The following is an 18,779-nucleotide window of genomic DNA, read 5'->3' as shown; positions in this document are numbered from 1 at the left end:
CCACCCTGGAATCAGCTCTGTGGCTGACGCTCGACGTCAGTGACCGGCACCGGGGACGACGCGGCCGGACGTCCGCCGGGCAGTCGCCGGTCCAGACCCCACAGCATCGCCGCGAAGAGCACCGCGATCACCACGACGAAGGTCATGTTGAGGACGGCGGCACCGTAGCCGAGGTCGGTCACGTCAGTGAACGGGTACGGGTACCAGTCCGTGGCGGCGCCGTGGGCGAAGGTGTAGCCGATCCAGGCCACCGGCCAGAGGACCGCCCACCACAGTGTCCGCTTGTCTGTCCGCGACCTCGGCCCGAACAGCAGCCAGCCGGCCAGCGCCCACCACGGCGCGATGTAGTGGAAGCCGAGATTCGACCACCAGCCGGCGCCGGACGGGTTCGAGGCTCCGGCCAGGACGGTCGCGTAGACCAGGCCGGTGATGATGATTCCGAGTACGGCGTCGAGGCGGATCACCCGCCACAGGCGGCCGTCGCGGCCAGGGTTGAGGGCCAGTGTCGCCGAGACGATCAGCAGCAGGATGTTGCTCTGGATGGTGAAGTAGCTGAACAGGCGAACGACGCGGGTGACCGCCGGCTGCACCACGCCGTCGGCGCCCGGCTGGCCCCGCACCGTCAGCGAGATCTGGATCACCAGTGAGGCGAGCACGATGACGGCGAGCACGCCGTGCCAGAGGCGGGCGTAGATGCGTGTTCCGTTCACCCCGGTAGTAAAGCTTGATCTTGAGGTTGGCGCCACGGCAGGCGTACCTCGACCCGAAGGCCCGGGTGAGCATCGCCGAGGGTGACCGTACCGCGATGCCGGCGCACGAGTTCCCGGACGATGGCGAGGCCGAGCCCGGACCCACCGGCGTCGCGGGCACGGGCGTCGTCGAGGCGGGTGAACCGCTGGAACACGCGCTCCCGGTCGGGTTCGGGAATGCCGGGCCCGTCGTCGGTTACCACGACGAGCAGGTTCGGGCCGTCGGCCGCGGCCGACACCGTCACCGCGGACCGTTTGTGGCGGACCGCGTTGTCGAGCAGGTTGGTGACCACGCGGGCCAGCGCGTCCGGTTCGGCGAGCAGCGGCAGCGGCTTGCCGGGGTCGTCGAAGGCGACGTCCGGGTAGCGTTCGGCGGCCTCGCCGACGAACTGCGCCAGGTCGATCTCCTCGACGCGGGTGGCGGGCAGCCCTTCGTCGGAGCGGGCGAGCAGCAGCAGGTCGTCGACGAGCCGGGACAGCCGTTGCACGTCGGCGAGCAGGTCGTCGGCGAGTTCGGGCCAGTCGGTGTCGTCCGGCAGCCGCTGCGCGACCTCGAGTTCGGTGCGCATGTTGGTGAGCGGGCTGCGCAGCTCGTGCGCGGCGTCGGCGACGAACGCCCGCTGCCGGGCACGGGCGGAGTCCAGCCGGTGCAGCATGTCGTTGAGGGTGACCGCGAGGCGGTGGATCTCGTCCTTGGAGTCGGGCAGCGGCAACCGCCCGGCCCGCGTGCCGCCGGTGATCTCCTCGGCGCCCGCGCGCAGCGCGTCGACCGGTTTGAGGGCCGCACCCAGCGCCCGCCACAGCACGGCCGCGAGCAGGGCGATCAGCATCGGATACAGGATCAGCAGCGTGATCTTGAGGACGTGGACGCTCTGGGCGATCTGCCCGGTCGACTGGGCGACCAGGATGCGCAGCGGGGCGGTCGGCGGCCCGGCGGTCACCTGCACGACGTGGACGTCGCCGTCGTACCCGATCCGCTCGCCGGGGATGGTCCTGCCCTCGCCGTCCTCGAGTCCGGCGAGTTCGTGCGGGTAGAGGATGGTGACAAGCCGGTCGGCGGTCGCGGACACCGCCCGGATCGCGCCGTTCTCGTCGACGACCTGCACCTGCACACCGGCGGGCACGGGGATCGGGTTGGGTATCGAGTTCTGGTCGACGAGGGCGGCGACACCGTCGGCGGTGTTCTTCGCCTCGCTGTGCACCGAACGCAGCTGCGCGTAGCCGAGCACGACGGTGAGCAGGATTCCGCCCGCGATCAGACCGGCGGTGAGGCCCGCGACGGAGGCGATCAGCAGCCGGGCCCGCAGGCTCAGCTCCCGGATGCGGTGCACCTAGCTCACGTCCGTGCCGGGCGGGACGATCGCCAGCCGGTATCCGGCGCCACGGACCGTCTCCAGCCGGTCGCGGCCGATCTTGCGGCGCAGGTAGCCGACGTAGACCTCGACCGCGTTGGGGGCGGTGTCGAGGGCGGCGTCCCACACGTGATCGAGCAGCTCGGTCTTGGAGACGACCTGGCCGGGACGGCGGATCAGGTACTCCAGCAGCGCGAACTCACGGGTGGTCAGGGTGACCTCGGTGCCGGCCACGAGGACCCGGCGTTCCGCCGGATCCAGTTCGACATCTCCGAACGCGAGCACCACCGGGCGGGCCTGGGCGCCGCGGCGCAGCAGGGCCCGGAGACGGGCGAGCAGGACGACGTACGAGAAAGGCTTGGTCAGATAGTCGTCGGCGCCACAGTCGAGGCCGTCGGCCTGGTCGTACTCGCCGTCCTTGGCACTGAGCATCAACACCGGCAGCCAGTGCCGTTCGGCGCGCAGCTGCCGCACCACCCGGTAACCGGACAGCCGGGGCAGCATCACGTCGAGGATCATGGCGTCGTACCCGCCGTGGCGGGCCATCTCGAGGCCGTCCTGCCCGTCGGCGGCGACGTCCACCGCGAATCCCTCGGCCTGCAGGCCCCGCCGTAACGCAGCGGCGAGCCGCGCCTCGTCCTCCACCACCAGCAACCGCACACGATCACCCTGACACGCCGGCGCCGGATTCTCATCCGGCTCTCAGCGTGATCTCAGCGGCTCGGCGGCGGCCCATCCGGCCCACCCGGCCCACCGGACGGCGGAGCACCCGCGGGCGGCGCTCCGGAAGGCGCGCCGTCCCCGGTGAGCTGTCCGCCGGTCGGTGTGGTCGTCGTGTCCACGCCCACTTCCAGACTCGCGACGTACCCCTCGGCCACGGTGCCGGTCACGACCGCGAGCTGCAACGCCCCGGAGTCCTCCCCGAACACGTTGTCGTCGTCAAGCGAGACCTGGGCCAGGTTGGTGACCGACGCCTCGTACCCGGCCTGCTGGTAGACCTCGTCGCAGATCTCCTTCGGCAGCGCCACCTGGGAGGTGGCGATCGCCTTGGTGGAGTCGGTGATGCTCGACTCGCCGGGGTAGACCTCGAAGTGGACGTGCGGCCACCGCCCCGCGTAGCAGGCCGGGAAGATGCTGGTGAACGTGACCTCACCGGCGTCGTCGGCGATCTGCACGCCGCGCAGATAGTTCTGGCCGGTGATGCCGGTGGAGTACAGCGAGTACCCGCCGGCCCGGTCGCAGTGCCACACGTAAACGGCCGCGCCGGTGTAGGCGGCGCCCCCGTTGGCCAGGTCCTTGAGGCTGAGCGTGAGCGTCATCGGCACACCCTGGGCGGTGCCGGTCGCGGTGCCGAAGCTGGGCCTGATGTCCTTGCGGACCACGCCGCTCTGGTTCAGCACGTTCGGCCCGTTGGAGCCGTCCCCCGGGTACGGCCCCGCGGTCTCGTCCGGGATCTCGGCGACCGTCGCGGGCGTCTCCGTGGAGCTCTCCGGTGTCGAGCCGCAACCACCGAGGCCGAGGACCGTCGCACCGAGCCCGACCGCGCGCAACAGGTCCCGGCGGCGCATCGTCCCCAGGTCGAAGCCGCACCCCTGGTCGACCAGCTCAGCGCCGGGTCTGGGCAGCTCACGCCCCTCGTACGCCATCATGGTTCTCCCGATCCCGCCTGTCCCTTATCAGCCAGATCACGGTATATGAGCACTCTCCCCTAAGGGTCCTTCTCAGCCGGATCACAGCGGGATCACGGCAACATGGGTCGCAGAGATTCGGGAGGTGGACATCGTGTCCGTGTTGAGGTCCAGGCCGGCGCTGCGTTGGCTCGTCCCGACGGCTGCGGCGGTAGCTGTCATCGGGGGCGGCGCAGCGGCTGGAACGATCGTGGCGAACGCCGACCCGGCGCTGCCTGAGCGCAGTGCCGCTCAGCTGCTCGTCGACCTGCAGAGCGCAGACCCCAAGGGTCTGTCCGGCACCGTGGTGCAGAGTTCCGACCTCGGGTTGCCGGGCATCGCGGGGCTGCTCGGAAACGTGAGCGGCGGGGGTGGCAACCTCACCAGCCTGATCGCGGGCAGCAACACCGCCCGCATCTGGTACGCCGGTGAGGAGAAGATGCGGTTCTCGCTGCTCGGCACGAGCAACGAGACCGACGTGATCCGCAACGGCTCCGACGTGTGGATCTGGGAGAGCAAGGAGAACACCGGCACGCACTTCAAGCTGCCGGCCGGTGCCGGTGAGCGGGAGGCGGCGCCGAGCGCGGTGCCGAGCACCCCGCAGGCGGCGGCGGAGGCGGCACTGGCCGCGATCGACGACAGCACCAAGGTCGAGACGACCGGCGCGGCCGAGGTGGCCGGGCGTGACGCGTACGAGCTGGTGCTCAGCCCGCGTGACACCGAGTCGCTGGTCGGCCAGGTGCGGTTGGCGATCGACGCGAAGGAGCACATCCCGCTGCGCGTCGACGTCTACGCCAAGAACACCACCAAGCCGGCGTTCCGGGTCGCGTTCGAGCAGATCAACTTCGCGGTTCCGGACGACCAGCAGTTCGCCTTCAACCCGCCGCCGGGCGCCAAGATCACCGACCAGTCGGTGCCGGAGGACGCGTTGAAGGAGCACGGCAAGGACGCCGCGAAGGCCGAGGCCGAGGCCAAGGCGGCCCGCGAGGCCGTGGCCGAGGACGGCGACTTCAAGGTCGTCGGCGAAGGCTGGACCACCATCGCGATCGCCAAGGGCCCCAAGCTCGGTGAGCTGGACGCCCTGCCGAAGGCCGCGGAAGGGTCGAAGGACCCCGAGGCTGCCGAGGCCGCGAAACTCGCCGAGGGCCTCCTCGGCACACTGACGCCGGTGAGCGGCGCGTGGGGCAGCGGCAAGCTGCTCAGCGGCTCGCTCTTCAGCGTCCTGCTCACCGACGACGGCCGGGTCATCGCCGGCGCCGTCACCCCGGAGGCCCTGTACAAGGCCGCCGCCTGACGCATCACCCACGAAACCGCCGCGCCGGCTGCCCCGGCGCGGCGGTTTCCTGTTCCCGGACCAACCACAGCGCCCCGCAGGCGAGCAGGCCCGCGACCATACCCAGCACCGCGCCGAGGACCAGAGGCGCCTCGTGCGGCGGCCCGTTCGGCGCCGAGACCACGAGCAGCACGAACGTGGCCGGCACGGCGCTCCGGCGGATCCGATCGGGTGCGGCGGCCGCGAGGGGAATCAAACCCCAGAGCAGATACCAGATGTGTACGGCCGGACCGAGCACCACCACGACGACCAGCGACAGTCCCAGTGCCGGCACGATGCCGAGGGTGCCGCTTCCGCCCAGCAGGACCAGGCAGATCGCACCGGCCGCCAGCAGCCCGGCCGTCCAGACGACCTGCCGGGTCTGACTGACTCCGGCCAGCCCGAGACCGTGCAGCGCGTGGCCCAGCAGCGAGCCGATGTCCGTGGTCACCGACATCCAGGTCAGCGCGCGGGTAGGTGTCCGTAGTGCCGGTATCCAGCCGAAACCCGTGCCGGTGAGCACGGTGACGACGGCCGCGGTCCCGGCCGCGACGACCGTGGTCCCGGCCACCGCCCGCACCCAGCGCGCCCGTCCGGCCAGCCGGCCCGCCCGGTACACCACCAGGAACGCGAGCCCGGCCAGCGCCGGTCCCTTGACCAGTCCGGCCAGGGTGATCAGCGCGGCGGCGGGCAGCGTACGGCCACGCAGCGCGAGAAGCAGCCCGGCACACATCAGGCCGATCATCACGGCCTCGTTGTGGGCGTCGGCGACCAGGTGCAGCAGGACCAGCGGATTGAGGACGGCCAGCCACACGGCGGTGGCCGGGCCGGCGCCGTACTCGCGGGCGATCCGCGGCACCGTCCAGGCGATCAGGGCGATCCCGGTCAGCGCGAGCAGCCGCATCCCGACCAGGCCGGGCCACACCTCGTGGCCCGTCACTCCGGTGACGGCACCGGCCAGGCTCAGGAACACCGGGCCGTACGGGGCGGGCGTGTCCTGCCAGATCGGCGGCACATCGGCGGCCAGGTCACCGCCGAACGCGGACGGCCCGAAGCGGTACGGGTCGAGCCCCGCGACCGTCATCGCGCCCTGCGCCAGGTAGCTGTAGACGTCGCGGCTGAAGATCGGGCCGCTGAGCAGGAACGGGGCCGCCCACAGCAGACCGGTCCGCAGCTGGTCGCGGACCGGCGGCAGCGACCGGCCCAGCCTGAGCCAGGCGATCGCGAGCAGCGTCATGCCGAGGTAGACGACAGCGGTCCACCACATGATCCCGGCGCCGGTGGACGGCAGCGGCGGCACCGACCCGGACGGCCCGACGCCGACGACGACGCCGCCCAGCACGATCAGGACACTGCCGGACAGCCCCAGCCAGCGGGCGGTGACGAGCCCGGTACGGGCGCGGCGGTCGACGATCGTCAACGGTTCCCCATCGGCGCGGAGCCGGTCCGGCGCCGGCGGCTCCTGACCGTAGCGATCGATGTGTCACCGGCGGTGGAACAGGCCGCGCACCTCCGGTTACCGGGTCATGAAACACCGGCTCCGGCCAGACCTCGCCCCCATCCGCGGTCGCCGCGCACCCCGCGTGGCGAACTGCGGCCCACCGGTGGGCGCAGGTCACCACACAAACCGCCGCCTCCCCCGCGTGGCCAACTGCGGTTCGCGCACGCCGCAATTCACCACGCAAAGCCCCGACCCCCGCTGCGTGGTGACCTGCGCCCACCCGCGAGCCGCACATCACCACGCAACGCCGAACGCCCACCCGCGAGCCGCACATCACCACGCAACGCCGAACGCCCACCCGCGAGCCGCACATCACCACGCAACGCCGAACGCCCACCCGCGAGCCGCACATCACCACGCAACGCCGAACGCCCACCCGCGAGCCGCACATCACCACGCAACGCCGAACGCTCACCCGCGAGCCATACGTCACCACGCTCGAGGGGTGCGCTGGTGACGCGCCCTCCGGGGTGCACGACGGCGGCTGGGCGGAAGCCGAGCGGAGCCAGCGCCGCCCCAGGAAGGACGGAGAAGTCCAGGCGGAGTCAGCGCCGCCTTAGGAGGGGGAAGTCCAGTCCGTGCAGGTCGCGCACCACGGGCACGCCCGGGTCCGGATGGACGCCTGCCCGGTCGAGCAGCACCGCCGGGAGCCCGGCCGCCACGGCGCCGCGTACGTCCTTGTCCGGGGAGTCGCCGACCATCAGCGCCCGCTCCGCCTCGAGTCCCAGCAGGCCGACGGCGGCGGCGAAGGCGCGCGGGTCCGGCTTGCCGGCGGGCAGCGCCGAGGAGGCGATCAGCACGTCGATCTCGGGCGCGAGGCCGAGCCGGTCGAGTTTGCGGCGCTGCTGGGTTTCGTCGCCGTTGGTCAGCACGGCCACGGTCAGACCGGCCGCGCGGGCACGGCGCAGTGCCGGAACAGCGTCGTCGAAGACGGTCCAGCCGTCCTCGTACCGCCGCAGGTATCCGGCGAACAGCTCGTCGGCCTCACCGTCGGTGAGCGTGGCGCCCAGGAAGTCGCGGACCCGTTCACGGCGCTGCCCGCCGAAGGTGATCTCCCGCGTCTGGTAGCGGGCGTAGTGCCGTTCGGACGCCGCCGCCCAGCGCGTGGCCACGTCCGGCCCGGTGACGCCGAGTTCCGCCGCCCAGGCGACGACCGCCGCGCCCGACGCGGTGACCTGGTCGACCAGGGTGTCGTCGAGGTCGAACAGGACAGCGTTCAGCATTCGGTCGCCGAGAGCGCGACGCCGCCGGCGAACTCGGCGACCCGCACGACGTCGACGCCGGGGTTGTCGTCCAGCGCGGCGTACGGGGCACAGTCGATCTCGCGTCCCTCGATCGTGATCACCAGGGCGTCCGGCATGGAATCCGGGGTCACCGACTCGGGCAGGGTGTCGCCGCTCTCCGCGTACGACTTCTCAAGGTCGGCGTAACCCTGTTCGCCGGTGCGCCGGGTGACCGCGGCGACCCTGGCGAGAACGGCCTCGGCGTCGCCGGTCTGCTCCGTGGTGGCCTCCGCGGTCAGGAACACCCGGACCTCGAAACGCTTGACCGGCACGTGCTGCCAGCCGGCGAGCAGCAGTGCGACCATCGCGAGGCCAACGCCGGCCAGCACGGACACACCGGAGACGACGAGGTGGACCGGTCGTACTCTCATCGGCATCCCATCACGGACTTCCGGCCGGTGCCGCCGTCCCACCGGGTCACGCTCACCTGGTCGACCTCCCCGCGGTCCTGGAACTCCCGGACGAGCGCGCAGTCGAAGCCCCGGCCACTGACGGAGACCTTCAGCTGCTCCCGCGAGAGCGCCGGAGTCACCGAGTCGGGCAGCGGGCCGTTGCCGTTCGACTCCCAGTCCTGGCGGAACGCCTCGAACTGCTCCTCGCGCGTCACCAAGGTCACCGTGTTCTCGCCGGGCATCGCCCGCATCACCTCGGCGACGATCTCCTCCCGCTGCCCGCTGGAGACCTGGGCCTGAAGCACGAGGACCACCTCGAACCGGTGGACCGGCACATGCCGCCATCCGGCGAGCAGCAGCACCGCCACGGTCACGGCCACACCGGCCAGCAGGGAGGCGCCGGAAAGGGCGAGAAGGCCGGGCCAGGATCGCCGCGGCGGCGCGGCGGGCGCCGATTCGGGCGATTCAGCGGTTTCGATCACGATCAGACAACCTACCCGAGGGCCACCCTCGGCCGGGGTACCACCGGGGCCCCGGCCGGACGCTGGCGGCGCAGCAGGACGTGAGCGCCGGCGAGCAGGGCGGCCGCGGCGAGCGCGTCCAGCCAGTAGTGGTTGCCGGTGGCGACCACGACCAGCAGGGTGATCGCCGGATGCAGCAGCCACAGGCCCCGGTAACGGCCGGTGGTGGCGGCGATCAGGGCGATCGCGGCCACCAGGGCCCAGCCGACGTGCAGGGACGGCATGGCGGCGTACTGATTGGAGATCTGGTCGGTCTCCGGCGGCCCGTAGACGGCCGGGCCGTAAAGGCGGCCCAGGTCGAGCATGCCGGTGCCGGTCAGCATCCGGGGCGGGGCGAGCGGCATCACGAAGTGGACGGCCAGGGCCGCGGCGGTGAGCAGCGCGATCACGTTGCGGGTCCACCGGTAGTGGGCGGGCCGGTACCGGTAGAGCCAGATCAGGCAGGCCGCGGTGGCCGGGAAGTGCACGTACGCGTAGTAGCTGTTGGCCACCTCGATCAGGCCGTCCCAGCCGAGCAGGACCTGCTGGACGGCCGGCTCACCGGGCAGGCGCAGGAGACGTTCGGCGTCCCAGATCGCGCGGGCGTTGGCGAACGCCTCGTCGACGTGCCCGTTCGCGGCCAGCCGGGCCACCTTGTAGACCAGGAACAGGGCCGCGATCAGGGCGAGCTCGCGTAACGCGGAGAGTCTGCCGGTGTCCCGCGTCGTCGCCATGCCACTCCCCCGTCGATCAGGGGGCCAAGCATCCGGCGATCTTGCATAGTGAGCAAGATTCACCTGGACGAAAGTGACCTAACGCGCACCCGAAACCCGCCCGGCGGCCATCAGTGCCAGCAGAACGGCCAGCATCACCACCAGAACGGCCGTCACCGACACCAGCACCGGCCAGGCCGGGCTCATCGCGTACCAGCAGAGAAGCGGAAGAGAAACGCCTGCGGCGACCAGCCGCACGACGGCCGCCCAGCGCGTCACCGCCGGCAGCAGGCCGAGGCAGATCCACGGCAGACGGCCCGCCGGCACCAGAACACGGATCGCCATGGTCACCGACACCAGCACGATCACCGCGGCCGAACCGCGCGCCAGCAACAACGACGGCGCCCACCAGAGACCGCCCGCCGCGAGCACCGCCACCACCGGCAGCCCGACCACCAGACCTACCGTGAGGCTGACCAGCAGCCCGCGGACCGGCCAGCTCAGCACGGGCGCGCCGTAGCGGTCCGGATGGTCCGCGGCGAGCCCTCGTAACCCCCGCATCGCCTCGCCGACCCGTAGCCGGTGCGCATCGAGCACGGCCATCATCCAGCGTCCGTCGGGATTCTCCGGGTCCTCGGCCAGGGCCCGCGCGGTGGCCTGCCGGGCGGCGCTCGGGCGGCCGGCATGACGTTCCACCTCGGCCAGGGTGATCAGATTCTCCACCGCCTGCGGCGCGATCGTCACCGCGCGCCCGGCCGCTTCCCGGGCCGCGTCATGCTGCCTGAGCAGCGTCAGGCAGCGTGCCAGCGAGCGGTGCGGCTCGGGACGGTCCGGGCCGAGCCGCACCGCCTCCCGGGCCGAGTCGAGCGCCTCCGCCGTACGGCCGAGCATGAGCAGGCACTCGGCTCGCTCGATGTACATCACCGCCTGACCGGGCGCCACCGCCACCGCCGCGTCGGCGAACTCCAGCGCCGCCGGCGAGTCGCCCTGCAACCGGCGCAGGCCCGCCAGCAATGCGAGCAACTCGGCATCGGACGGTGTCTCGACCAGGCCGTCGCGCACGGCCCGTTCCGCCTGTTCCAGCCGGCCGACGTCGGCGAGCGCTCGCGCCCGCTCCGCCGCCGCGCTCATCGGATCCTGCGCTTCTTCAGGTAGGCGGCCAGATCGTCGTAGGCGCCGCTCTCGTTCGCGAACATCGCGACGTTGCGCGCGGTGGCGAACCACGCGTCCGTGGACGGCCGCACCTCACGTGCCGCCGCCAGCATGTCCGCCTGGTTGATCATGCGGACCTCACCGGTCGCGATCGAGTCGCGCATGGCGTACTCGGCGGCGGTCTCGCAGAGGTGAGCCAGGTCGGCGCCGGAGTGATGCTCGGTCGCCGCGGCCACCGCGGTCAGGTCGATCCCGGCGACCGGACGACCCCGCAGGTGGTACTCCAGGATCGCGGCACGGGCCTTCGCGTCCGGTGGCAGCACCAGCACGGTCCGGTCCAGCCGCCCCGGCCGGCGCAACGCCGGGTCCACATCCCACGGCGCGTTCGTCGCCGCCAGGACGAACACCCCATCGTTGCCGCCGTCGACACCGTCGAGTTCGGTCAGCAGCTGATTCACGACCGTACGCATGGACGACTGCAACTGACTGCGCTTGTGCCCGAGCGCGTCGATCTCGTCCAGGAACAGCACGCACGGGGCGTGCCCGCGCGCCGACTCGAACAGGTCGTGCAGGTTGCGCTCCGAGCTGCCGATCCACATGTTCAGCACGTCGGTGATGCTCAGACTGATGAACGACGCGCCCATCTCCCCGGCCACCGCGCGGGCCAGGAACGTCTTGCCGCAGCCCGGCGGGCCGTACAGCAGCAGGCCGCCGCGCAGGCTCTTGCCGAACAGGCTGCGCAGCTTCGGGTTGCGCAGCGGTCCCAGGAACGACACCTCGAGCCGCTTCTTCACCTCGTCCATGCCGCCGACGTCGGCCAGCGTCACGGTCGACCGCTCCACGTCGAACGTCCGGTCGGCGTGCCCGCTCACCGGGTCGGGCTCGCCGTCGGCCCGCGCGAACCGCGGCGGCACCACATCACCGAACTGCTCCTCCAGGGCCGCCCAGTCGACACCCTTCGCGGGCTTTTCGGTGGGCGGCGCCGGCGATTCACTCCCGGCCGGCGGTTCCTCCGGTTTCTCAGACCCCTGCGGCTGTACGACCTGCGCGGCGCCCGGCGCGGTCCCGCCCTCCGCAGGCGAGCCTCCTGCCGCATCGCCCACAGCGGGCCCGCCGGGAGCCGGGCCGCCCAGGGCCCGGGCCATCAGCTGCTGCGCGGCGCTGTCGCCGGGCTCGCGCGCCAGGATCTGAGCGGCGTGCCCGATCGCCTCCGCACCGCGACCGGCCGTGACCAGCATCTCAGCCAGGTGCAGCCGCAGCGTCAGGTCGTCCGGCCGGGCCTCGACGGCGGCCGCCAGGCTGTTGATCAAGGCATCGCTCATGACATGCGATTATGCCCTCGTCGCGCTCCCGCCCGGAGCCGCCGCCCGCCCCCGTGCGGTCCTCTCGTGCGGTACCGGGCCGCCAGAAAGTTCTCCCGCACCGGGCGATCACCGGTGACCTGCCGTTACGCGGGTGATGCGGTAGGCGTTACCGGTGATACCGGATCGGTTCACCGTGAGTGGGGTGACAGATGCGGATACGATTCGCCGGCGCGCCTGTTCACGCCGGGACGTCCGGCTGCCGCCCGAGGGCCGGGCTTTCGAATCGGCGCTGTCGTCCAACGACGTCGGGTCGACCGGAACCGGCGGGAATCGAGGTCACCATGCCGATCACTCCGGCAGACATCCACAACATGGATTTCCGGAAGCCACCGATCGGTAAGCGGGGGTATGACGAGGAGGAGGTCGACGCCTTCCTCGACGAGGCCGGTCAGGAGCTGATCCGGCTGATCGAGGAGAACGACCGCCTCGCCGAGCGGCTGCGCCAGGACCGCGGCGTCCCGGCCGATCCGGCCGCGACGACCGTGCTGAACGGTGAGGTCGCCGAGCTGGCCGCGCGGCTGATGCAGCTGCGTGAGGGCCTGGCCCGTGCCGAGCAGGAGGCCCGCGACACGCAGGCCCGGCTCGAGCAGGCACGGCACGAGGTCCGCGCCACGCCGCCGGAGGTGCGCGGCAACGGCGTGCCGGGCGAGTCCGACGACCGGGTGCTGATGATGGCGCAGCGGACCGCCGACGAGCACGTCCGCGACGCCCAGCGGGAGTCAGACCAGCTGCTCGCCGACGCCCAGTTGCGGGCCGAGCAGGTCACCGGCGAGGCCCGCCGCGCGGCCGGCGCCATGGAGGCGGACGCCGAGCGCAGCCACGTCGAGTCGATGGACGAGCTGGCCCGCAACCGCGCCGCCATGCTCGAGGAGATCGACAACCTCGGTCAGCTGGCCGTCGACTACCGGGCGGCGCTCGGCGAGCACGTGGTCCGCCAGCTCCACGACCTCGACGGCGGCCCCGGCCTCCCTCCCGCGGCCCGCCTCCCCGGCCCCGTCTGACCCACAGCTGTGTCATACCGCTGTCTCAGCCACGCCGGGACAACGGTGAGACACAGCCGGATCTTCACGGCTGTGCCGTACCGCTGCCTCAACCGGCCTGAGCCAGCGGTACGGCACAGCTGCGGTTCGGGGTCAGCGGTTCGCCAGTGTCCGGAAGAACGTGGTCACGTCGGCGGTGTAGAGGTCGGGGACCTCGAGGGCCGCGAAGTGGCCGCCACGGGGGTACTCGGTCCAGCGTGTGATCCTCTCGCGCTGCTCGGCCAGCGGGCGCACCGACTGGACGATGTCGCCGGGCAGGACCGCGACGGCCAGCGGGACGGGGCAGGGCCCGGGCGGGCCGCCGGGACCGCTCTCCCTGATCAGGCGGGCGGCGGAGCCGGCGGTACGGAACAGCCAGTGGTGGGCGATGTTCGCGACGATGCGGTCGTCGGGGACGGGTGTGGCCGGGTCCGCCCAGGTGTCGAACTTCTCGCCCATGAAGGCGAGCAGCCCCGCCGGTGAGTCGTTGAGGGCGTAGGCGGGCGTCTGCGGGGTCGCGGCGAACAGGATCTGGTGCGGGTGCCGGTTGGCGGCCAGTTTCATGGTCTTGTCGAGGCGGGCCCGGTCCTGAGCGTCGAGGCCGTCCGGGGAGCCGGGTGTCGGCAGGTAGTTGACGTGGACGCCGACGACCCGGTCGGGGGCGACCGTGGCGAGCAGCCGGGAGACGCCGGAGCCCCAGTCGCCGCCCTGGGCGCCGTAGCGGTGGTAGCCGAGGCGGGACATCAGTCCGGCCCAGGCCTCGGCGACGCGCTGGATGCCCCAGCGGCCGGTGGTCGGTCCGGAGAGGCCGAAGCCGGGGATGGCCGGGGCGACGACGTGGAAGTGCTCGGTGAGCGGGCCGAGCACGTCGAGGAACTCGACGGTGGAGCCGGGCCAGCCGTGGGTGAGCAGCAGCGGCAGGGCGCCCGGGTCGGCGGAGCGGGCGTGGAGGAAGTGGACGCGGTCGCCGCCGATCTCGGTGACCTGCTGCGGTATCGCGTTGAGCTCGGCCTCGTGGGCACGCCAGTCGAAGTCGATCCAGTGGCCGGCGAGGGCGCGCACCCGATCGACGGTCATGCCGTAGTCGCCGGGGGCTTCTTCGGGCCATCGGGTACGGGTCAGACGCGCGGCCAGGTCGTCGAGGTCGGCTTGCGGGACGTGCACGCGGAAATCGTTCATATGACTAACGTTAGTGCCACTAACGTTAGTCGGTCCAATGTTATCGTCGTCACGTGGATCATCTGCCGAGCTGGCTGCTCACCCAGACCGCCGCGCACGCGCACCGGCTCGTCACCGAGGGGTTCGCGGCCGCCGGAGCGAAGGGCTATCACTACCGGCTGCTGGCGTCGCTGATCGCGGACGGTCCGGCCAGTCAGGCGGCGCTCGGGCGGCGCACCGCGATCTATCTGAGCGATCTGGTCGGCGCGCTCAACGAGCTGGAGTCGGCCGGGTTCGTGGAGCGGTCACCGGATCCGGCGGACAAGCGGCGCAACGTGGTCGCGGTGACCGCGGCCGGCCGTGAGCGCGGCGCCGAACTGGCCGCACGGGCGGCCGCGGTCCAGGACGAGCTGCTGGCGCCGCTGTCGGCGGAAGAGCGCGAGCAGCTGGCCGGGTTGCTGCGCCGCCTGCTGGAGCACCACGCACTTCCGGTACGCCCGGCCCGGCACGAACCACCCGGGGCCGCACGCGTGTCCGTACGAAATGAAGAAAGGCCGCCATCCGCAGACGGCGACCTTTCCGCATGACGCATGAGGTTCTACGCAGGGCGTCGATAGCCCGCGATCGGCCCCCGGTCGATGGTGGCCATACGGACATGGTCACCCGTGCTAGGTGCGTGCACCACCTTGCCGCCGCCGATGTAGAGGGCGACATGGTGCACATCGGAGTAGTAGAAGACCAGGTCGCCCGGCCTCAACTCGCTCCGGCTCACCGACCTGGTGGATCCCCACTGATCCTTCGTGTAGTGCTCGAGATGCACGCCGACCGAGCCCCACGCCTCCTGCGTCAGACCCGAACAGTCGTAGCTGCTGGGGCCGTTCGAGCCGAAGACGTACGGCTTGCCGATCAGGTCACACGCCTTCTGGGCGGCACGGCCGCCCTTGTCGTTCGTGTAGGTGACCGGGCAGGGGCCGGTACGCAGTTCCCCGTCGCTGGCGTCGACGTTGCCGTAGGCGGTGAGACGGAGCTTCTGGAGCTTGGTGATCTCCTTCTCGATCGACGTCTTCTTGGTCGCGAGGTCGGTGTCACGGACCGCGATCTCGGACTCCAGCTTGTCGACGGCCGCCTTGTCGGCGGCGTACTTGTCGCGCAACTTGGCGACCTCGGCGATCGAGGCCTCCCGGTTGCGCGCGAGCTGGTCGAGAAGCGTCAGCTTGTCCACGAACCCGGTCGGCGAACCGGTCAGGAGCATCGCGTTCATCGCGCCCGGCGAGCCCTGCATGTAGGCGTCGACCGCGAGACCCTTCACCTCGACCATCGCCTTGTCCACCTGGGACTGCAGGGGAGCGAGGGTCTTCGCCAGGTCCTTCTGCTGTTTACGCAGTTTGACCAGCTTGGTGTGGGTGCCGTTGTAGTCCTCGATGACGGGCTCGAGCTCGTTCCACTCCTTGTCGATCTGCTTCTCGATCTCCGCGGGGGAAGGCTCGGCGTGGGCGACGGACGGTCCCGTGACCAGGATGCCGACCGCGGCCGCCGCGCACATCAGGGTGCGCACGAGGCCGGCGCGACGCGCGCCAATCCGTTTCACGCTGGTGCGTTTTCCTTTCTTCCCGTTCAGCCGCCGACCGGGTTAGCTGACGGGTTCGGGCGGGAAGTCTGCCCGGCCGCGTCGCCGCGGCTTCACCCCAGGTGCTCGGTTCCCCGGCTCGCGAACATCGCGATTAGGCGGTGGCTCGCCAGATCGGCCGGGTGACCGATGGGGGGCTGGTCGAACCGGGGACCACCGTACTCGGATCAAGGCGGCAAATGAAGGTCGCACACCCCGGCGAACTGTACGCACCGTCAGCAGTACGCAGAGTGTCCTACAACGGCCAGCTGTCCAGGGCCCGCGCCAGCCAGGGCACCACGACGATCACGGTCGGTAACACCAGCAGGCCGACGGCACCCGTCGCGCCGGCCACCGTGAGGGCCGTCGAGCCGCCCTGGGGACCGTCCAGCCTGGCCAGCCTGCGGCGCCGGGATTCACCCTCCGGGTCGGCGGTCACCTCCTCCGCCAGGGGGACGGCGTCGGCCAGCCGGGCCAGCGCGGCGCGCAGCGGAGCCGCCCCCGCCCGGCGCCGGGCGGCGTCGTCGGCGACCATCTCGAGCAGCAGGTGCACGGCGTCCAGCGGCGCCTTCGAGCGCAGCGGGCCCGGCACCGCCCGGTAGAACGCGGTGAACGACTCCATCACCAGTTCGTGGTGGTGCCGCAGGTGGGCGCGCTCGTGGGCGAGGACCGCGTCGACCTGCTCGCGGTCGAGCACGCGCAGGACCCCGTCGCTGAGCACCACGCGCGGGTCCCGGCCGGGCACGCAGTAGGCCAGCGGCAGCGGGCCGTCGAGCACCCGCACCTCTTCCCCGCCCAGGTCTTCATGGCGTTCCACCCGGTCGAGCAGGTCGACGAGCATCCGGTGCCGGGCGCGGCGGGCCCGTGCCCGGTAGCTGACCCGGCCCAGCGAGATCAGCAGCCGGATCACGATGACGGCGGCTACCACCAGGGAGAACAGCAGGGCCGCGACCACCTCCGGGTGCCGGGCGCCGGCCTCGCGGGAGACCTCCTCGGGGGCGGCCAGCACCACGCCGAGCGCGCAGAGCACAGCGGTGAGGGTGAGCGACTGCCAGAGCAGGATCGCGGCGACCGGGGCGCGATCGGTCCACCGGGCGTTCGCCAGCAGTCTCGGCGCGGCCAGGGACAGCGTCAGCCCGAGAGCGCCGAGCAGGAGGGCGGTCACCGCTCGATGTTACGGGCGGCCTTCTCCATCGCGGCTCTCAGCGCCTCCGGCGGCAACTGCCCCATGAAGTACGCGAGCGCGGCGTCCTGATCCGGGGTGGAGCTCAGTGCGTCGAGCATCACACCGGCGGTCATCTCCTCGCGGGTCTGCGAGGGCGCGTACCGGTAGGCGCGGTCCGCGCGCTGCTGGGTGACGAGGCCCTTCTTGGCGAGCCGGTCGAGAACGGTCATCACGGTCGTGTACGCCAGATCGCGATCACGGCTGAGCAGCTCGTGGACCTGACGGACGGTGAGCGGTTCGCCCGCGTCCCACAACTTCGTCATGACCTCGCGCTCGAGGTCGTTCCTAGCCATGTGAGCCAGTCTACTTCAACGTGTCGTACTACACGTCGTAGTATCTACTACGAATCGTCGTAGAGGGGCTCCCATGGACGTGCTCGACCTGACCCGGCTGCAGTTCGCGGTCGTGACGATCTACCACTACCTGTTCGTGCCGGTGTCCATCGCACTGTCCGCCACCGCCGCCGGGTTCCACCTGGCCTGGCTGCGCACCGGCCGCGAGAAGTACCTGCACCTGACGAAGTTCACCGGCAAACTGCTGATCGTCACGTTCGCCGTCGGCGTCGTCACCGGGCTCGTCCAGGAGTTCCAGTTCGGACTCGGCTGGAGCGCGTTCGCCCGCTTCTACGGCGACGTCTTCGGACCCACCCTGGCCATCGAGGGCATGCTCGCCTTCTTCCTCGAGGCGACGTTCCTCGCGCTGTGGTACTTCGGCTGGGACCGCCTGCCCCGCCGCATCCACGCCGCCACCATCGTGGTCGTCGCCGTCGGGACACTGCTGTCGGCGTACATCATCCTGGCCGCCAACTCGTTCATGCAGAACCCGGTCGCCTACGCCCTCGACCCGGACACCGGCCGGGCGCACCTGACCAGCTTCACCGAACTGCTGACCAACGAGGTCGTGCTCGCCGCGTTCCCGCACACCATGGGCGGGGCCGCGATGGCCGGCGGTGGGCTGCTCATGGCGATCGGGATCTGGCGGTTCAAGCACGACGCGGCATTCGGCACGCTCTCGCGGGTCGGGGCGTGGACGATGCTGATCGGCGGCGCGGTCACCGCGATCAGCGGCGACCACCTCGGCAAGGTGATGACGGCCGTGCAGCCGATGAAGATGGCCGCCGCCGAGGCCCTCTACGAGACCACGACCGGAGCGCCGTTCTCGATCTTCGCGATCGGCGAGCTCGGTCACGACCGGCCGTTCTTCAGCATCGAGATCCCCGGGCTGCTGTCGTTCCTCGGCACCGGATCCTTCGGCGGCACCGTCCAGGGCATCGACGATCTGCAAGCCGCGTACGCCGCGCAGTACGGACCGGGCAGCTACGTACCGATGATCCCGGTGGCGTTCTGGACATTCCGCCTCATGATCGGCGCCGGCGTTCTCGGGATGGCGCTCGCCGCGTACCACCTGTGGTCGAACTGGGACACCACCCGCCGCGTGCCCCTGCTGCCCGCGTTCCTGCAGCCCGGCCGTGGAACACCCCGCTGGCTCACGCGGTTCGTGCTGCTCGCGCCGGTGATCCCGGCCGCCGCCAACACCTTCGGCTGGATCTTCACCGAGACCGCCCGGCAGCCGTGGCTCGCGTTCGGCATCTCCAAGGTCGCCGACGGCATCTCCCCCGGCCTCACCCGCGCCGAGGTGATCGTGTCGCTGGCCGGGTTCACGCTCGTCTACGGCCTGCTCGCGCTCGTCTGGTACCGCCTCGTCGTGCACCTGTCCCGCAAGCCGCTGGCCCCTCTTCCCGCCGAGCGCGAAGAGTCCGAGCCGGCTCCCGCCTACTAGGAGCGAG

Annotated in this window: 19 protein-coding genes and 1 riboswitch; of the genes, 4 read left to right on the top strand and 15 right to left on the bottom strand. The window is 71.4% G+C overall.

Annotated elements, in window-relative coordinates; translation table 11 throughout:
• Positions 1-11: 11 nt before the first annotated feature.
• From CLV67_RS33935 to CLV67_RS33920, 4 genes are read right to left on the bottom strand one after another with little or no spacing between them, the layout of a single operon-like run.
• The gene (locus tag CLV67_RS33935) at positions 12-710 is read right to left on the bottom strand and encodes a Pr6Pr family membrane protein (RefSeq protein WP_239166934.1); all 699 of its coding nucleotides are present in this window, start codon (positions 708-710) and stop codon (positions 12-14) included.
• Entirely contained in the window at positions 707-2,041 is a 1,335-nt protein-coding gene (locus CLV67_RS33930; protein WP_106326143.1) for a sensor histidine kinase, read from the bottom strand. The genes CLV67_RS33935 and CLV67_RS33930 overlap by 4 nt, the downstream gene beginning before the upstream one ends.
• Positions 2,042-2,080: 39 nt before the next feature.
• Positions 2,081-2,761 (bottom strand): response regulator transcription factor, encoded by a 681-nt coding sequence (locus tag CLV67_RS33925; RefSeq protein ID WP_106325815.1) that lies wholly within the window; start codon positions 2,759-2,761, stop codon positions 2,081-2,083.
• A 53-nt stretch (positions 2,762-2,814) separates the two neighbouring features.
• Complete coding sequence (locus CLV67_RS33920; RefSeq protein WP_106325813.1) at positions 2,815-3,750, bottom strand: intradiol ring-cleavage dioxygenase; 936 nt, start codon at positions 3,748-3,750, stop codon at positions 2,815-2,817.
• A gap of 133 nt (positions 3,751-3,883) precedes the next feature.
• On the opposite strand from CLV67_RS33920, the gene CLV67_RS33915 reads away from it, so the two are divergent.
• On the top strand, positions 3,884-5,062 hold the full coding sequence (locus CLV67_RS33915; RefSeq protein ID WP_106326141.1) for a LolA family protein: 1,179 nt from the start codon (positions 3,884-3,886) through the stop codon (positions 5,060-5,062).
• A gap of 4 nt (positions 5,063-5,066) precedes the next feature.
• On the opposite strand, the gene mptB is transcribed toward CLV67_RS33915, so the two are convergent.
• The 7 genes from mptB to CLV67_RS33880 all read right to left on the bottom strand — a co-directional run bounded on the left by mptB (position 5,067) and on the right by CLV67_RS33880 (position 11,943).
• Positions 5,067-6,500: a polyprenol phosphomannose-dependent alpha 1,6 mannosyltransferase MptB gene (mptB, locus tag CLV67_RS33910; protein WP_106325811.1), complete on the bottom strand. Its 1,434-nt coding sequence runs from the start codon at positions 6,498-6,500 to the stop codon at positions 5,067-5,069.
• 626 nt (positions 6,501-7,126) lie between these two features.
• The gene (locus tag CLV67_RS33905; RefSeq protein ID WP_106325809.1) at positions 7,127-7,804 is read right to left on the bottom strand and encodes an HAD family hydrolase; all 678 of its coding nucleotides are present in this window, start codon (positions 7,802-7,804) and stop codon (positions 7,127-7,129) included.
• Positions 7,798-8,235, bottom strand: coding sequence for a permease-like cell division protein FtsX (locus CLV67_RS33900; protein ID WP_146169393.1), 438 nt, complete (start codon positions 8,233-8,235; stop codon positions 7,798-7,800). The genes CLV67_RS33905 and CLV67_RS33900 overlap by 7 nt, the downstream gene beginning before the upstream one ends.
• Positions 8,232-8,738 carry a cell division FtsX domain-containing protein gene (locus tag CLV67_RS33895; RefSeq protein ID WP_106325804.1) on the bottom strand — a complete coding sequence of 169 codons (507 nt, stop codon included), beginning with the start codon at positions 8,736-8,738 and terminating at the stop codon, positions 8,232-8,234. Before CLV67_RS33895 ends, CLV67_RS33900 begins: the two co-directional genes overlap by 4 nt.
• A gap of 11 nt (positions 8,739-8,749) precedes the next feature.
• Positions 8,750-9,490, bottom strand: coding sequence for a phosphatase PAP2 family protein (locus CLV67_RS33890; protein WP_106325802.1), 741 nt, complete (start codon positions 9,488-9,490; stop codon positions 8,750-8,752).
• Between the two features lie 78 nt (positions 9,491-9,568).
• Entirely contained in the window at positions 9,569-10,600 is a 1,032-nt protein-coding gene (locus tag CLV67_RS33885; RefSeq protein ID WP_106325800.1) for a tetratricopeptide repeat protein, read from the bottom strand.
• Complete coding sequence (locus CLV67_RS33880) at positions 10,597-11,943, bottom strand: ATP-binding protein (RefSeq protein WP_106325799.1); 1,347 nt, start codon at positions 11,941-11,943, stop codon at positions 10,597-10,599. The genes CLV67_RS33885 and CLV67_RS33880 overlap by 4 nt, the downstream gene beginning before the upstream one ends.
• 323 nt (positions 11,944-12,266) lie before the next feature.
• On the opposite strand from CLV67_RS33880, the gene CLV67_RS33875 reads away from it, so the two are divergent.
• Entirely contained in the window at positions 12,267-12,986 is a 720-nt protein-coding gene (locus CLV67_RS33875; protein ID WP_106325797.1) for a DivIVA domain-containing protein, read from the top strand.
• Positions 12,987-13,118: 132 nt separating this feature from the next.
• On the opposite strand, the gene CLV67_RS33870 is transcribed toward CLV67_RS33875, so the two are convergent.
• Entirely contained in the window at positions 13,119-14,183 is a 1,065-nt protein-coding gene (locus CLV67_RS33870; protein WP_106325795.1) for an epoxide hydrolase family protein, read from the bottom strand.
• Between the two features lie 53 nt (positions 14,184-14,236).
• Between CLV67_RS33870 and CLV67_RS33865 the strand changes: the two genes are divergently transcribed.
• Entirely contained in the window at positions 14,237-14,749 is a 513-nt protein-coding gene (locus CLV67_RS33865) for a MarR family winged helix-turn-helix transcriptional regulator (RefSeq protein WP_106325793.1), read from the top strand.
• An 11-nt stretch (positions 14,750-14,760) separates the two neighbouring features.
• Here CLV67_RS33865 and CLV67_RS33860 read toward each other — a convergent pair whose 3' ends face one another.
• The 3 genes from CLV67_RS33860 to CLV67_RS33850 all read right to left on the bottom strand — a co-directional run bounded on the left by CLV67_RS33860 (position 14,761) and on the right by CLV67_RS33850 (position 17,286).
• Positions 14,761-15,750: a C40 family peptidase gene (locus CLV67_RS33860; protein ID WP_239166935.1), complete on the bottom strand. Its 990-nt coding sequence runs from the start codon at positions 15,748-15,750 to the stop codon at positions 14,761-14,763.
• 16 nt (positions 15,751-15,766) lie between these two features.
• A riboswitch (cyclic di-AMP (ydaO/yuaA leader) is annotated at positions 15,767-15,900 on the bottom strand.
• Positions 15,901-16,024: 124 nt separating this feature from the next.
• Entirely contained in the window at positions 16,025-16,933 is a 909-nt protein-coding gene (locus CLV67_RS33855; protein ID WP_106325791.1) for a M56 family metallopeptidase, read from the bottom strand.
• Positions 16,930-17,286, bottom strand: coding sequence for a BlaI/MecI/CopY family transcriptional regulator (locus CLV67_RS33850; protein WP_106325789.1), 357 nt, complete (start codon positions 17,284-17,286; stop codon positions 16,930-16,932). Before CLV67_RS33850 ends, CLV67_RS33855 begins: the two co-directional genes overlap by 4 nt.
• A gap of 73 nt (positions 17,287-17,359) precedes the next feature.
• Between CLV67_RS33850 and CLV67_RS33845 the strand changes: the two genes are divergently transcribed.
• Positions 17,360-18,772 carry a cytochrome ubiquinol oxidase subunit I gene (locus CLV67_RS33845; RefSeq protein ID WP_106325788.1) on the top strand — a complete coding sequence of 471 codons (1,413 nt, stop codon included), beginning with the start codon at positions 17,360-17,362 and terminating at the stop codon, positions 18,770-18,772.
• Positions 18,773-18,779 lie beyond the last annotated feature (7 nt).

The sequence above is a fragment of the Actinoplanes italicus genome (assembly GCF_003001815.1).
GTDB classification, from domain to species: Bacteria; Actinomycetota; Actinomycetes; order Mycobacteriales; family Micromonosporaceae; genus Actinoplanes; species Actinoplanes italicus.
Note: the sequence above shows the minus strand (reverse complement) of the source record. Positions and strands in the feature narration are given on the sequence as shown.